Below are 14125 nucleotides of genomic sequence, written 5' to 3'. Positions count from 1 at the left end.
TGAGCATGGCCCGACGCCATAGAAAGCGTGGTGAATTTTTGACCAACCATCTTGACAGCCTTTCCTGGCAAGGGCTGCAGGCGGTTATCCACACCTTTGCTCAGAAACCATCCACACCGCCTGTGGATGAATATGCTCAGCCCAGCACCCGTCCGATGCCGCTGGCGTCCACCTCGGCCGCCGCCAGTGCGATGGCGGCCGGATCACTTCCCGCCACGAAACCGATACGGAAGTGCACTTCGCCGCTTGGAGTGCGCGAGGAATGGATCGAGGCCAGGCTGATGCGATGCTGCTCGAACACGTTCAGCAGCTCACGCAACGAACCTGGACGATCTTCCGGCAGGTGTACCGACAACGCGTTGCGCTCGGTCAGGTCGGCCAGCAGGTACCCCACCCGTTCAAAGGTGTAGTTGCCAGCGGCCAGCGCCTGCTCACCGAAGGCATTGTGGTTGGCCGACAGCGACTGCTCGCGGAACGCAGCACGCGCAGTGTCGTCGCCCTGCCCGACCTGTACCTGCAGGGCCTGCAACTGGCCCACCAGGCGCTCCAGCATCGGCGCCACGTAGGGATTGCCGAACTGGATGTCCTCGTAGATCGCCGGGTTCAGCGAGAGGATGCGCGAGATGATCGCCGTATCCAGCTCGAACGACGCGGAGCGGTACGGCATCATCGCAGCAAGATCTCCCAACTGCGGCTGGTACTGGCGCAGCACGCCGGCCTGGGCCAGATGGGTGGCATGCACCATCGCCTGCACCAGCGCCATCATCTGGTCGTGATGCTGCGGCGTGGCGCGCACGCACTCGGCCTGCAGCGCCGCGCACAACGCGTCGACCCACGGCTGCCAGTGCTGCAGCCGTGCTTCGCAGACCACCATCACCCGGCCCTTCAGCGTCGGCGCCTTGGGCGGAGCAGTCATCGGGTGCAGCCCGACCACTTCGGCCTGCGAGGCCAGCATCGCCTGTACCGGTGCCTCCTTTACCGAAGTCACATCCAGCCACAGGCGGTCCCGCTCGCGACCGGCCGATTGCCGCACGTATTCGGCGATCAGCGCCGGCGTGTGCCGGATCGGTGCCGAGAACACCAGCACATCGGCCTGCGCCAACAGCTGCTCCGGCGTATGCGAGGTTGCATCGGCCGGGTCGTGGCCGATCACCTGCAACTGCATGTGCTGCTGGAAGAAGCGGGTCAACCAGCGCCCATAGGCGCCGGCGCTACCGATGATGCCGACCGTGCGCGGCGTGCGTTCCTGCAGGCCGCTCATGCCACGCGTTCGGCGCGGAAGCGCATGCCTTCGGCCAGCGCGGCAGGCGCCGCGGCGATCACGTCGAATTCCTCGAAGCCGTTGTCCAGGGTCGCTTCCAATGCCGCATGAGTACCGGCGATGGCGCGCGAGATCGCCTGCTGCATTGATTCACCGCGCAGCAGGAACGACACCACCAGCGACATCAGCACGTCGCCGGTACCGGCCACGTCCACCGGCAGCAGTGGCGAGGTCCAGCGCCAGGTTTCCTCGCGGCCGACCGCCAAAGTCACCAACTCACCCGGGTTGCCACCCACGCTGTGCGCGATCACCCAGTGCGGACCGCGGTCCAGCAACGTGCGCGCGGCAGCGATGGCGTCAACCTCGGCCAGCGCAGGCATGCCGGTCAGGCGATTCAGTTCGAAGGCATTGGGCGTCACCAGCCAGGCATGCGGCAGCAAGCGTTCGGCGAAGATCGCCTCCAGGCCCGGTTCCACGTAGGGCCCGGTATGGGTATCGCCGATCACCGGGTCCAGGCAGTAGCGCAGTTGCGGGCAGGCCGGCAGGATTTCATCCAGCCAATCGGCGAACGCGGCGCCATTGGCCGTGCTGCCGAAGTAGCCGGATACCAGCATCTTCGCCCGCTGCGGCAGGCCGCGTTCGCGGGTGCCGAGCAGCAGATCGGCGAACCAGTCGGCGGGTAGCACGCGGCCGCGGGTGGTGTCGTAGAACGGCGCATTGCTGAGCAGCACGGTCGGGATCTCCGCCACGCGCACGCCAAGTGCACGCATCGGCGGCAGCGCGGCGCTGTTGCCGGCGTGGCCGTAGACAAGTTGCGACTGGACCGAGATGACATCGATCGGCGATGGGCCGTCGGGCCGCTGGCGGCGGCCGTGGACCAGGTGGCTGTCAAGGGATTCGCTCATGCGTGCATTCTACGCCCGGTGGAGGGTTCGGCAGGGCTTGCAGCCCTGCACCTGCCGAAGCAACGGCAAAGGCAACGGCAAAGGCAACGACAAAAGCAACGGCAAAAGCAACGGCAAAAGCTCGCATCCCTTGGGATGGCGGGGCGATGTCGGAGTGCGGGGACGCCGTGAACCCATCCATGGGGGCTTGGCAGCCGCATCCATGCGGCTGACACCCCGCACTCCGACACCGCCCCACCTCTGACAGATTCCGTGTGCTGTTGGTAGGTGTCGACCTTGGTCGACACATCTGTGAGACATCGAATGAATTCATCCGTGTCGACCAAGGTCGACACCTACCAGAGCAAAACGCCGCTCTGACAGATCGCGGAAAACTGTCGAAGGCGGGGTGGGTCCGGTTGAGGGGGCGTGAGCCGCATGGATGCGGCGACCGAGCTTACATGGACGTACTTGCAGTCCCCCTCAACCGGACCCACCACGCCAACCCACGGATAGCCCGCTTCTGCTGTTGACGTTGCCTCTGCGGGTGCAGGGCTGCAAGCCCTGCAAACTCAAACCCCTCAGTGAACAACAGGCCGCGACGGTGGCAGCCACGCCGCGACAATGCCGAGCAGCGGCAGGAACGCAGTCAGCTGGTAGACATACTCAATGCTGGTCTTGTCCGCCAGCAGGCCCAGCACGGCCGCCCCCAGCCCGCCCATGCCGAACGCGAAGCCGAAGAACAGCCCCGACACCATGCCGATACGGTGCGGCATCATCTCCTGCGCATACACCACGATGGCCGAGAACGCCGAGGACAGCACAAAGCCGATCAGCACCGCCAGCACCGTGGTCCACAGCAGGTCGGCATGCGGCAGCATCAACGCGAACGGCGCCACGCCGAGGATCGAGGTCCAGATGATCGGCTTGCGGCCGATGCGGTCACCCAGCGGGCCACCGAGGAATCCGCCGGCGGCGGAGGCCACCAGGAAGGCGAACAGGTGCAGCTGCGCCTGCGCCACCGGAATGCCGAAGTGGTGGATCAGGTAGAAGGTGAAGTAACTGCCGATGCTGGCCATGTAGAAGTACTTGCTGAAGATCAGCACGAGCAGGATCACCAGCACCCTGGCCACGGTGCGCGGCGGATGGCGCGGGGCCATCGACGCGGTGCTGGCCGGACGCGGTGTACCCAGGTGCAGCGCGTACCAGCGACCGACATAGGTCAGCAATGCAATGCCGATCAGGGCGGCGCCGGCAAACCACGATGCGGCATGCTGGCCATACGGCACGATCACCGCGGCGGCAATCAACGGGCCCAGCGCGGTACCGAAGTTGCCGCCGACCTGGAACACCGACTGCGCGAAACCATGGCGACCGCCCGAGGCCAGCCGCGCGATGCGCGAGGCTTCCGGGTGGAAGATGGCCGAACCAATGCCGACCATCGCCGCCGCCAGCAGCACCATCGTGTAGTTCGGCGCGAAGCCGAGCAGCAGCATGCCGCACAGGGTCGAGGCCATGCCGATCGGCAGCGAATACGGCGCCGGACGGCGATCGGTGGCGATGCCGATCAGCGGCTGGAAGATCGATGCGGTGAGCTGGTAGGTCAGCGTGATCAGGCCGATCTGGGTGAAGCTGAGATTGAAGCCGCCCTTGATCACCGGATAGATGGCCAGGATCAGCGACTGCATCATGTCGTTGACGACATGCGAGGTAGAAATGGCGGCCAACACGCCGGGAGCCACCGGGCGTGAGGTCGTTTTGGGGGAAGCCAGGGTCGACATGGACACAGTCAGGTTGGGGGCGAGCCACGCATGCTACGGTTGCACCTTCCTCCCCTCTGCCGCGTTCTGGTCATGGCCTATCGCAAAAAGGACATCACCTGCCCGGTCCGCGAAACCGCTCCCTGGCGGGAGGTGCCAATACAACGACCGGTGACCTGCCGTGCCCGCCATTACCAGGCCGGCACGCATATCTCGCCGCACAAGCACCGCCGCCACCAGTTGGTCTATGCGCAGTCCGGGTTGATGGTGGTGCGCTCGGAAGTCGGCCGCTGGGTAGTGCCTTCCACCCGTGCGATCTGGGTGCCTGCCGGCATTGCCCATGCGGTGGACTGCATTGCCGAGGTACACATGCGCAGCCTGTATGTGGAGCCGGAGTTCGCGCCACACCTGCCTGCCGAAGCTTTCGCGATACAGGTGGCCCCCCTGCTGCGTGAACTGCTGCTGGCTGCCAGCCTGATCGAGGGCGCGCACGAGGACGACAGCCGCGATGGCCGTGTGGTGCGCCTGCTGCTGGACGAACTGCGGCGGATGGATGCGCTGCCGCTGCACCTGCCGGAACCGTCCGATCCCCGCCTGCTGAAGATCTGCCTGCACATCCAGAAGCATCCTGCGGATGACGCAACGTTGCAGGACTGGGCGCAGGCACTGGCGGTGGACGTGAAAACCATCCAGCGTCATTTCGCCAGCGAACTGGGCATGACCTTTGGCCAGTGGCGGCAGCAGGCGCGACTGCTGGCAGCAATGGAACGGCTGGCGCTCGGCGAAAAGGTCATCGATGTCGCACTGGCGATGGGCTATGACAGCCCGAGTGCATTCACCAGCATGTTCAAGCGCCAGCTCGGGCAGACGCCGGCGGCGTTTTTCCGGTAGCGCCGGGCCATGCCCGGCGGCGGCAGTGCGGCACCACAAACGAAAACGCCGGGCACGGCCCGGCGCTACCGTTCAACGTTTCCGTTGAAGACTCAGGACGTCATCCGGTCCCAGAAGCCCTTCACGCCATCGATGAAGGTCGCCGACTTCGGCGAGTGCTTGCGCGCATCCTCACCGTTGAAGGTCGCTTCAAACTGCTCCAGCAGCTTGCGCTGATCGTTGGTGAGGTTGACCGGGGTCTCCACCACCACACGGCAGTACAGGTCGCCTTCGCTGCGGCTGCGCACCGAACGCACGCCCTTGCCGCGCAGGCGGAACAGCTTGCCTGTCTGGGTCTCGGCCGGGATGCGGATTTCCGCTTCACCGCCAAGGGTTGCCACACGCACGGTGTCGCCCAGCGCAGCCTGCGAGATGCGGATCGGCACTTCGCAGTGCAGGTCGTCGCCATCGCGCTGGAAGATCGCGTGCTCGCGTACCCGCACTTCCACGTACAGATCGCCTGGCGGCGTACCGGCCGGGCCGGCCTCGCCTTCGCCCGACAAACGGATGCGGTCGCCGGTATCCACGCCCGCCGGCACCTTCACCGACAGCACCTTGTCTTCCTCGACACGGCCGTTGCCGTGGCAGGTCTTGCAGGGCTTGGCGATGATCTGGCCGCGGCCGCCGCAGTTGTGGCAGGCCTGCTGCATGGCGAAGATGCCGCGCTGGATGCGCACTTGGCCGCGACCATGGCAGACGTTGCAGGTCTCGACCTTGCCGTCTTCGGAGCCGCTGCCATCGCAGTCGCCACATTCGGCCAGGGTTGGAATTTCGATGCGGCGCTCGACGCCACGCACCGCTTCTTCCAGGTCCAGCTCCATCACGTAACCGATATCGGCACCACGGCGGGCCTGGCGCGGGCCACCGCCGCCTGCACCACCAAAGATGTTGCCGAAGATGTCGCCGAAAATATCGTTCATGTCCGGGCCGCCCGGACCGCCGCCACCGCCCATGCCGTGCTCGAACGCGGCGTGGCCGTGGCTGTCGTACATGCGGCGCTTGTTGCCGTCGGACAGCACTTCGTAGGCTTCCTTGCACTCCTTGAAGGATGCTTCGGCCGCCGCATCACCCGGGTTGCGGTCCGGGTGGAACTTCATCGCACAACGGCGGTAGGCCTTCTTCAGCTCTTCGTCGTTGGCAGTGCGGGCAACGCCCAGCACTTCGTAGTAATCGCGCTTGCTCATATCGTGGATCGCATTCCGGAAAGTCGGGATTCGTCAAAGCGGAAGAGCGGAACCAGGTCCGCTCTTGCGTCGGGCGCCCCGACACGCCAGAGGGCGGTCAGGACCCTGGTACGACAACGGGACGCTGGCAGGCAGCGTCCCGCGTCGGTCCGGATCAGGACTTCTTGTCGTCCTTGACTTCGGTGAACTCGGCATCCACCACGTCATCCTGCGCCTTGCCCGCATTGCCGGCGTCGGCGCCCGGGGCGGCACCGCCCTGCTCGGCCGAAGCAGCGGCGAACAGCGACTGGCCAGCTTCCTCCAGCACCTTCGACTTGGCTTCGATCTGCGCCTTGTCGTCACCCTTCATCGCGGTTTCCAGGTCAGCCAGGGCCGCTTCCACCTTGCCGATGACATCACCGCCAACCTTGCTGCCGTGCTCGGTGATGGCGCTGCGGGTGCCGTGGATCAGGGCGTCGGCCTGGTTGCGGGCCTGCACCAGTTCCTGGAACTTCTTGTCTTCTTCGCGGTTGGCTTCCGCGTCGGCGACCATGCGCGCGATCTCTTCCTCGGACAGGCCCGAACCGGCCTTGATCTCGACCTTCTGTTCCTTGTTGGTCTTCTTGTCCTTGGCCGACACGTGCAGGATGCCGTTGGCGTCGATGTCGAAGGACACTTCCACCTGCGGCAGGCCACGCGGGGCCGGCTCGATGCCGGACAGGTCGAACTTGGCCAGCGACTTGTTGAAGCGGGCCTGTTCGCGCTCACCCTGCAGCACGTGCACGGTCACCGCCGACTGGTTGTCCTCGGCGGTGGAGAACACCTGCGAGGCCTTGGTCGGGATGGTGGTGTTCTTTTCGATGATCTTGGTGAACACACCGCCCATGGTTTCGATACCCAGCGACAGCGGGGTCACGTCCAGCAGCAGCACGTCCTTGACGTCGCCGCCCAGCACGCCGCCCTGGATCGCAGCACCCAGTGCCACGGCTTCGTCCGGGTTGACGTCCTTGCGCGGTTCCTTGCCGAAGAACTCAGTCACCGCCTGCTGCACCTTCGGCATGCGGGTCTGGCCGCCGACCAGGATCACTTCGCTGATGTCGCTCGAACGCAGGCCGGCATCGTTCAGGGCGACGCGGCACGGCTCGATCGACTTCCTGATCAGTTCTTCCACCAGCGACTCCAGCTTGGCGCGGGTCAACTTGATGTTCAGGTGCTTCGGACCCGACGCGTCAGCGGTGACGTACGGCAGGTTCACTTCGGTCTGCTGGGCGCTGGACAGCTCGATCTTGGCGCGCTCGGCAGCATCCTTCAGGCGCTGCAGGGCCAGCGGATCCTTGCGCAGGTCGATGCCCTGGTCCTTGTTGAACTCTTCAACCAGGTACTCGATGACGCGGTTGTCGAAATCTTCGCCGCCCAGGAAAGTGTCACCGTTGGTGGCCAGCACTTCGAACTGCTTTTCACCATCGACGTTGGCGATCTCGATCACCGAAACGTCGAAGGTGCCGCCGCCCAGGTCGTACACCACGATCTTGCGATCCTTGTTGTCGCCCTTGTCCAGGCCATAGGCCAGCGCGGCCGCGGTCGGCTCGTTGATGATGCGCTTGACGTCCAGGCCGGCGATGCGACCCGCGTCCTTGGTTGCCTGGCGCTGGCTGTCGTTGAAGTAGGCCGGCACGGTGATGACCGCTTCGGTGACCTTCTCACCGAGGAAGTCCTCGGCGGTCTTCTTCATCTTCTCCAGCACCTTGGCCGAGATTTCCTGCGGCGCCATCTTCTTGGCATCGCTGGTGGCCACCCAGGCATCGCCATTGTCATGGGCCAGGATGCTGTACGGGACGTGCGCGATGTCCTTCTGCACTTCGGCGTCGGTGAACTTGCGGCCGATCAGGCGCTTCACCGCGTAGAAGGTGTTCTTGGGGTTGGTGACGGCCTGGCGCTTGGCCGAGGCGCCCACCAGGACTTCGCCGTCCTTGGTGTAGGCGACGATCGACGGGGTGGTGCGATCGCCTTCCGAATTTTCGATGACGCGGGCCTTGCCGCCGTCCATGATCGCCACGCACGAGTTGGTGGTGCCGAGGTCGATACCAATGATCTTGCCCATGGGGGAGACTCCTTGAAGGATGTTGTTTTTGTCAGTCCGGCCGTTCGGCCGGTGGATGAATGGGATGTGGGGGAGGCCCGTGGAACATTCAAGCCATCCTCCGAACGCTGTGTTTCCGGTTGTCCGGCGCGTTCAGCGTCGGGTCGGGCGCGGGTCGTGCCCGCCTCCCGGCCCCGCGGGGGTCAGTCGGCCGCCACCACCACCAGCGCCGGCCGCAGCAGGCGCTCGTTGAGCAGGTAGCCCTTCTGGAACACGGTCACCACGCTGCCCGGGGCGGCACCCGGAGTCGGCACCTGGCTGATGGCCTGGTGATGCTCCGGATTGAACGGCTGGCCGGTCGGGTCCAGCAGGACCAGGCCGTTGTCGCCGGCGACCTTCAGCAGCTGCCGGTAGGTCAGCTCCAGGCCTTCACGCAGCGGATGGGCATCATCGCCGGCGGCCTTCAGGCCGGCATCCAGGCTGTCGAACACCGGCAGCAGCTCGCCCAGCAGCTTCTCGTTGGCGAACTTGCGGGCCTGCTCGATGTCGCGGGCAACGCGCTTGCGCTGGTTCTCGAGGTCGGCGCGTTCGCGCAGTACATCGGCCTTGACCTGCTCAAGCTCGGCGCGCAGGCGCTCCACTTCGTCGTTCACGCCGGCGGCGGCGGCCGCATCGGCGGCACTCTGCTGGGATTCGATATCTGGATGTTCGTGGTTCATGTCTGGGTCCCTGGCGGTCAATCTCCGCCTCCACCCACCCTAGTGTGGGCGGGATGCTGCGTTTCAAGCGTCGGATGTTCCGGGAGTACGCCCGGCCGGTGAAAAGGCCGCGCCGAGCACATCGGCGGTGGCCTGGACCAGCGGGATCATGCGGTCGTAGGCCATCCGCTTGGGCCCGATCACGCCCAGCACGCCCAGCACCTGGCCATTGGCGGTGTACGGGGCGGTGACCAGCGAGACGCCCTGCAGCGGCATCATCCCTGTCTCCTCACCGATGAAGATGCGCACGCCCGGGGCCTGGATGGTGCGCTCCAGCAGCTGCAGGATCTCGCGTTTGCTGGAAAACAGCTCGAACAGCTCACGCAGTCGCTCCAGGTCGGACAGGTCCTGTACTCCCATCAGCCGGGTCTGGCCGGCCACCAGCATGTCGTCGGCCGGCGGCTGCAGGGCCTGCTCGGCCAGCTCGATGCTGTGCGCCAGCAGCTGCTCCAGCTCCGAGCGGGCGTCGCGCAGCTCCAGCAGCAGGCGGGTACGGATCTCGGCCATCGGCAGGCCGGCGAAATGGGCATTGAGGTAGTTGGCGACCTGCTCCAGCTGGCCTGGCGCGAAGTCCTGACGGGTCTCGATGACGCGGTTCTGCACCTCGTTGTCGGCGAACACCAGGATCGCCAGCACCCGGCGTCCATCCAGCGCCACGAAATCGATCTGGCGGAAGGCGAACTGCTCGCGTCGTGGCGCGCTGACCACGCCGACGAAGTGGCTCATCGCCGACAGCAGTTCCGAGGCGCTGCCGAGCAGGGCCTGGGTGCTGCCGCCGCCCGCCAGTTCCTGACGCAGGCGGGCCAGCTCGCCCTCGCCCGGCGGCTGCATCTGCAGCAGGCTGTCGACGAACACCCGGTAGCCATGCGCGGTCGGGACGCGCCCGGCCGAGGTATGCGGCGACGCCAGCAGCCCCAGGTCTTCGAGGTCGCCAAGGATGTTGCGGATGGTGGCCGGGCTGACCTCCAGGCCGGCCACGCGCGCCAGCGTCTGCGAGCCGACCGGCTCGCCGTCCTGGATGTAACGCGCGATCAGCGTGCGCAGCAGATGGCGCGCACGCGGGGCAAGCTGGTCGGGAGAACCGTGCATGGAATCAACCTGTGAGACACGGACACTAGATAATGGCGGCGCATCACCTTGGCAAGTCATTGGACCTCCCTCGCCCACGTGCTAGCGTTGCGCGGCTGCTGATACCCCTTACCCATGCTCAGACATCTTTCGATCAAGGATTTTGCCGTTGTCCGCGCCACCGAACTGGAGTTCGGGCCCGGCATGACGGTCGTTTCAGGCGAGACCGGCGCCGGCAAGTCGCTGATGGTCGACGCCCTGGGCTTCCTGTCCGGCCTCCGCGCCGACAGTGGCGTGGTCCGCCACGGTGCCGCGCGCGCCGAGCTTTCCGCCGAATTCGCGCTGGACCAGCTGCAGGCCGCACGCCAGTGGCTGGCCGACAACGAGCTGGACGATGAGGAACAGTGCCAGCTGCGGCGGGTGATCCGCGCCGATGGCGGTTCACGTTCGTGGATCAACGGCCGCCCGGTGACGCTGGCACAGCTGGCGGACCTGGCCGGATTGCTGGTCGAAATCCATGGCCAGCATGAGCAGCAGGCCCTGCTGACGCGTCCGTCGCAGCTGGCCCTGCTCGACGCCTATGCCCGCAACGAGGACGAGCGCCGCCAGGTGCGCCGTGCCGCCGCCGCCTGGCAGACGCTGGTCGACGAATCGCTTGCCCTGTCGCAACAGGGCGACGTCAGTGACCGGATCGGCTTCCTCGAACACCAGCTGCGCGAGCTCGACCGCGAGGACCTGGAGCCGGAGTCGATCGCCGCACTCGGCGCCAGCCACCGCCGCCAGGCCCATGCCAGCGCCCTGTTGAGCGCCTGCCAGGCGGCCAGCAACCAGCTCAACGGCGACGACGGCAGTTCCGCACTTGACCTGCTGCAACAGGTCCGCCATGAGCTGTCGAGGCTGATCGAGCACGACCCGCGCCTGGGCGAGGTGGACGGCCTGATCGAGAACGCCTCGATCCAGCTGCACGAAGCCCTGTCGCTGCTGGACCGGGTACACGATGACCTCGACGCCGACCCCGAGCAGTTCGAGGAGAACGAGCGTCGCCTCGGCCGCCTGCACGACCTGGCCCGAAAGCACCGCGTGCCGATGGACGAGCTCGGCGCGCAGCGCGAGCGCATGCATGCCGAAGTGGAACAGCTGCGTGGCGCCGACGAGCGCCTGCAGCGCCTGGCCGGCGAGATCGACAAGGCCGCCGCCGCCTGGCGCGTACAGGCCGACGTACTGTCCGCCAGCCGCCGCAGCGCTGCTGCCGAACTGTCGGCCACCACCACCGGCATTATTGCCGAGCTGGGCATGGGCGGCGGCCAGTTCCTGATCGAGCTGGAGCCGCAGGACGCCGGCAAGCCCGATCCGCAGGGTGCCGAACGCGTGGAATTCCTGGTCGCGGCCAACGCCGGCCAACCGCCGCGCGCGCTGCGCAAGGTGGCCTCCGGCGGTGAACTGTCGCGCATCTCGCTGGCCATCGAAGTGGCCGCGCTGGACCTGGATGCGGTGCCGACCATGGTGTTCGACGAAGTCGACTCCGGCATCGGCGGCGCGGTGGCTGACATCGTCGGGCAGAAGCTGCGTGCGCTTGGCGAGAAGCGCCAGGTTCTGTGCGTGACCCACCTGCCGCAGGTCGCCTCGAAGGGCCATGCGCACTACCGGGTCAGCAAGGCGCCGGTGGAAGGCATGACCCAGAGCGCAGTGGAAAAGCTGGACAGCAAGGCGCGCGAAGAAGAACTGGCACGCATGCTCGGCGGCGTGGAAGTGAGCAAGGAAGCGCGCGCCGCCGCACGCAAGCTGCTGCAGGTCTGAGGCCCGCTTTTGTAGCGTCGGGCCATGCTCGACTTCCGCACGGTAGTGCCGGCCGCTGGCCGGCACCCCGACGCGGTTGGGCGAAGATCGTGAGGTTGCCGGCCAACGGCCGGCACTACCAGGCTCACCCCAACGGCCGCGCCAGATCCACCGTTTCCACCAGGAAATCGAGGAACGCGCGTACGCGTAGCGGCAGGTAACCGCCCTGCCCCAGGAACACTGCGTGCACCTCTTCGAGGTCACCGGGATTGGCCGCTTCCAGCACCGGCAACAGGCGTCCGGCAGCGATGTCCTCCTGCACCTGATAGGTCGCCAGTCGCGCCATGCCCAAGCCCCCCAGCACCAGCTGACGCAGTGCATTGCCGTTGCTGGCGCGGGCATTGCCGCTGGGCAGCAGCATCCGCTCGCGCCCTTCCTGCAGCAATGGCCAGCCCTGCATCGCACGCGCATGGCCGATGTCCAGACGGTTGTGCGACAGCAGCTCTTCAGCGTTGCGCGGCAGGCCGTGCCGCTGCGCATAGGCCGGTGCGGCCACGATCATCATCCGCGTTGCGCCCAGCCGTCGCGCGACCAGGCTGGAACTCTTCAGTGGGCCGGCGCGCACGGCCACGTCGGTGCGCTGCTCGAGCAGGTCGATCACCTCGTCATTCAAGGTCAGGTCCACCCCGACCTGCGGGTTGCGCTCGAGGAACGCCGGCAGCAGCGGCAACAGGAAATGCTGGCCGAACGGCACGTTGGAATTGACCCGCAGCCGTCCGCGCGGCTCGGCATGCGCGCTGGCGCAACGCTCGGCCTCCTCCAGGTCGGCGAGCACGCGCAGGCCACGCTCATAGAACGCGCAGCCCTCCGGGGTCAGCTGCAGCTGGCGGGTGGAACGCTGCAGCAGGCGCGTGCCCAGCCGCTGCTCCAGCCGTGCCACCAGCTTGCTGACTGCCGACGGCGTCATGTCCAGCGTACGGGCGGCGGCGGAAAAGCCACCGGTCTCGATCACCCGCACGAACACTTCCAGTTCGCCGGATCGGTTGATGTCGGGTCGTGCCATGGCTATGAATACAGTTCACAGATGATTATCCATGCGCAGTCTAGTTCACAGATCACTGCGGAATCACCATGGCGCTCCCTCCTCCCGGGATTGCCCGATGAACCGCTTCAGCCAGCTCACCGCCGCCGCGTTGATCACCCTGTCCGGCGCTGCCAGCGCCGCCCCTGCCCCGCACTGGGTCGCCAGCTGGCAGGCCAGCCCGCAGCGGGTGTGGGGCGCGGATTTCCTGTTTCCCACCCTTATTCCGGCCGAGCTGCATGACCAGACCTTCCGCCAGACCGCGCGTATCAGCCTGGGCGGCCCTCGGCTGCGGGTGCGACTGAGCAATGCCTACGGCACCCAGCCGCTGCGGATCGGAGCGGCGAGTGTGGCGGCACAGGCAGGCGCAACGCCGCAGCCACTCCGTTTCGACGGCCAGCCCGGCGTGCTGATCGCCCCCGGCCAGGAACGGCTGAGCGATCCTCTGCCACTGGCCACCAAACACCGCCAGGCCCTGCAGGTCAGCGTCTACGTGCCCGGACCAATCCCGTTGCAGACCTTCCATTGGGACGGCCGCCAGACCAGCTGGATCGCCGAAGGCGACCAGAGCCGAACCCTCGACCTGCAGCGGGCCAGCCCCAGCACTGCCCGGTTGTTCCTGACCGGCATCGAGGTCGAGGCGGCGGCCAGCGCGCGCAGCGTGGTGGTGATCGGCGATTCAATCACCGACGGCGCTACCGCCAGCCTCGACCAGGACCAGCGCTGGACCGACCATCTGGCGGCGCGCCTGGCACCGCAAGGCGTGGCCGTGGTCAACGCCGGCATCTCCGGTGGCCGGTTGCTGCGCGACGGGATGGGGGACGCCGCCCTCAGTCGCTTCCAGCGTGACGCGCTGGACCAAGCGGGCGTGGCCAGCGTGATCGTGCTGATCGGCATCAACGACATCAGCTGGCCCGGTACCGCCTTCGCCCGGAACCAGGTGCGGCCAACGCTGGCCGAACTGCAGGCTGGCTATCGCGCCTTGGCCGACCAGGCCCGTGGCCGGGGCCTGCGCATTCTGGTTGCCACCCTGACGCCGTTCGCCGGCGCCCTGCCCGGCACGCCGCTGGACGACTACTACCAGCCGGAAAAAGAAGCGCTGCGCCAGCAGCTCAATGCCTGGCTGCGTACCGGGAGCCCGTTCGATGCGGTGATCGATCTGGATGCCGCCCTGCGCGACCCGGCGGATCCGTCACGGATGGCTGCCGCCTATGACTCCGGCGACCACCTGCACCCGGGCGATGCGGGCAACCAGGCGATGGCCGAGGCGGTGGATCTGGACGCCGTGCTGGGCAGGCCGGGGTCGGATCCCCTTCCCGCAGGGAAAGGGCACTGACCCCATCAACGAAAAACCCCGGGCAGGC

At 66.7% G+C, this 14125-nt stretch carries 11 protein-coding genes; 3 read left to right on the top strand and 8 right to left on the bottom strand.

What is annotated here, in order from left to right:
• Positions 1-136: 136 nt before the first annotated feature.
• The 3 genes from AC07M7_RS17200 to AC07M7_RS17190 all read right to left on the bottom strand — a co-directional run bounded on the left by AC07M7_RS17200 (position 137) and on the right by AC07M7_RS17190 (position 3926).
• On the bottom strand, positions 137-1261 hold the full coding sequence (locus AC07M7_RS17200; RefSeq protein WP_337301939.1) for a prephenate dehydrogenase: 1125 nt from the start codon (positions 1259-1261) through the stop codon (positions 137-139).
• Entirely contained in the window at positions 1258-2166 is a 909-nt protein-coding gene (pdxY, locus tag AC07M7_RS17195; protein ID WP_495207900.1) for a pyridoxal kinase, read from the bottom strand. Before pdxY ends, AC07M7_RS17200 begins: the two co-directional genes overlap by 4 nt.
• A gap of 560 nt (positions 2167-2726) precedes the next feature.
• Positions 2727-3926 (bottom strand): MFS transporter, encoded by a 1200-nt coding sequence (locus tag AC07M7_RS17190; RefSeq protein WP_482998586.1) that lies wholly within the window; start codon positions 3924-3926, stop codon positions 2727-2729.
• A 72-nt stretch (positions 3927-3998) separates the two neighbouring features.
• On the opposite strand from AC07M7_RS17190, the gene AC07M7_RS17185 reads away from it, so the two are divergent.
• Positions 3999-4796, top strand: coding sequence for an AraC family transcriptional regulator (locus AC07M7_RS17185; protein WP_046983363.1), 798 nt, complete (start codon positions 3999-4001; stop codon positions 4794-4796).
• 92 nt (positions 4797-4888) lie between these two features.
• Here the strand turns inward: AC07M7_RS17185 and dnaJ are convergent, their stop codons facing one another.
• The 4 genes from dnaJ to hrcA form a co-directional block, all read right to left on the bottom strand.
• The gene (gene dnaJ / locus AC07M7_RS17180; protein WP_004153270.1) at positions 4889-6019 is read right to left on the bottom strand and encodes a molecular chaperone DnaJ; all 1131 of its coding nucleotides are present in this window, start codon (positions 6017-6019) and stop codon (positions 4889-4891) included.
• Positions 6020-6173: 154 nt separating this feature from the next.
• Complete coding sequence (gene dnaK / locus AC07M7_RS17175; protein ID WP_012510757.1) at positions 6174-8099, bottom strand: molecular chaperone DnaK; 1926 nt, start codon at positions 8097-8099, stop codon at positions 6174-6176.
• Positions 8100-8281: 182 nt separating this feature from the next.
• A complete protein-coding gene (gene grpE, locus AC07M7_RS17170; protein ID WP_046983364.1) occupies positions 8282-8797 on the bottom strand; it encodes a nucleotide exchange factor GrpE in 516 nt (171 codons plus the stop codon).
• 63 nt (positions 8798-8860) lie between these two features.
• Positions 8861-9925, bottom strand: coding sequence for a heat-inducible transcriptional repressor HrcA (gene hrcA / locus AC07M7_RS17165; protein ID WP_046983365.1), 1065 nt, complete (start codon positions 9923-9925; stop codon positions 8861-8863).
• A 114-nt stretch (positions 9926-10039) separates the two neighbouring features.
• On the opposite strand from hrcA, the gene recN reads away from it, so the two are divergent.
• Positions 10040-11701 (top strand): DNA repair protein RecN, encoded by a 1662-nt coding sequence (gene recN / locus AC07M7_RS17160; protein ID WP_253078876.1) that lies wholly within the window; start codon positions 10040-10042, stop codon positions 11699-11701.
• Between the two features lie 124 nt (positions 11702-11825).
• Here the strand turns inward: recN and AC07M7_RS17155 are convergent, their stop codons facing one another.
• Positions 11826-12743, bottom strand: coding sequence for a LysR family transcriptional regulator (locus AC07M7_RS17155; protein ID WP_046983367.1), 918 nt, complete (start codon positions 12741-12743; stop codon positions 11826-11828).
• 97 nt (positions 12744-12840) lie between these two features.
• On the opposite strand from AC07M7_RS17155, the gene AC07M7_RS17150 reads away from it, so the two are divergent.
• Entirely contained in the window at positions 12841-14097 is a 1257-nt protein-coding gene (locus AC07M7_RS17150) for an SGNH/GDSL hydrolase family protein (RefSeq protein ID WP_136640025.1), read from the top strand.
• Positions 14098-14125 lie beyond the last annotated feature (28 nt).

The sequence above is a fragment of the Stenotrophomonas sp. GW821-FHT09E08 genome, assembly GCF_059416125.1.
The sequence above is the reverse complement of the archived record's forward strand: the minus strand, read 5'-3'. Positions and strand labels throughout refer to the sequence as shown.

Bases quoted from the DNA above. Each gene is read 5' to 3' on its own strand.
- AC07M7_RS17200 (WP_337301939.1), bottom strand. From the start codon at position 1,261: ATGAGCGGCCTGCAGGAACGCACGCCGCGCACGGTCGGCATCATCGGT.
- pdxY (WP_495207900.1), bottom strand. From the start codon at position 2,166: ATGAGCGAATCCCTTGACAGCCACCTGGTCCACGGCCGCCGCCAGCGG.
- AC07M7_RS17190 (WP_482998586.1), bottom strand. From the start codon at position 3,926: ATGTCGACCCTGGCTTCCCCCAAAACGACCTCACGCCCGGTGGCTCCC.
- AC07M7_RS17185 (WP_046983363.1), top strand. From the start codon at position 3,999: ATGGCCTATCGCAAAAAGGACATCACCTGCCCGGTCCGCGAAACCGCT.
- dnaJ (WP_004153270.1), bottom strand. From the start codon at position 6,019: ATGAGCAAGCGCGATTACTACGAAGTGCTGGGCGTTGCCCGCACTGCC.
- dnaK (WP_012510757.1), bottom strand. From the start codon at position 8,099: ATGGGCAAGATCATTGGTATCGACCTCGGCACCACCAACTCGTGCGTG.
- grpE (WP_046983364.1), bottom strand. From the start codon at position 8,797: ATGAACCACGAACATCCAGATATCGAATCCCAGCAGAGTGCCGCCGAT.
- hrcA (WP_046983365.1), bottom strand. From the start codon at position 9,925: ATGCACGGTTCTCCCGACCAGCTTGCCCCGCGTGCGCGCCATCTGCTG.
- recN (WP_253078876.1), top strand. From the start codon at position 10,040: ATGCTCAGACATCTTTCGATCAAGGATTTTGCCGTTGTCCGCGCCACC.
- AC07M7_RS17155 (WP_046983367.1), bottom strand. From the start codon at position 12,743: ATGGCACGACCCGACATCAACCGATCCGGCGAACTGGAAGTGTTCGTG.
- AC07M7_RS17150 (WP_136640025.1), top strand. From the start codon at position 12,841: ATGAACCGCTTCAGCCAGCTCACCGCCGCCGCGTTGATCACCCTGTCC.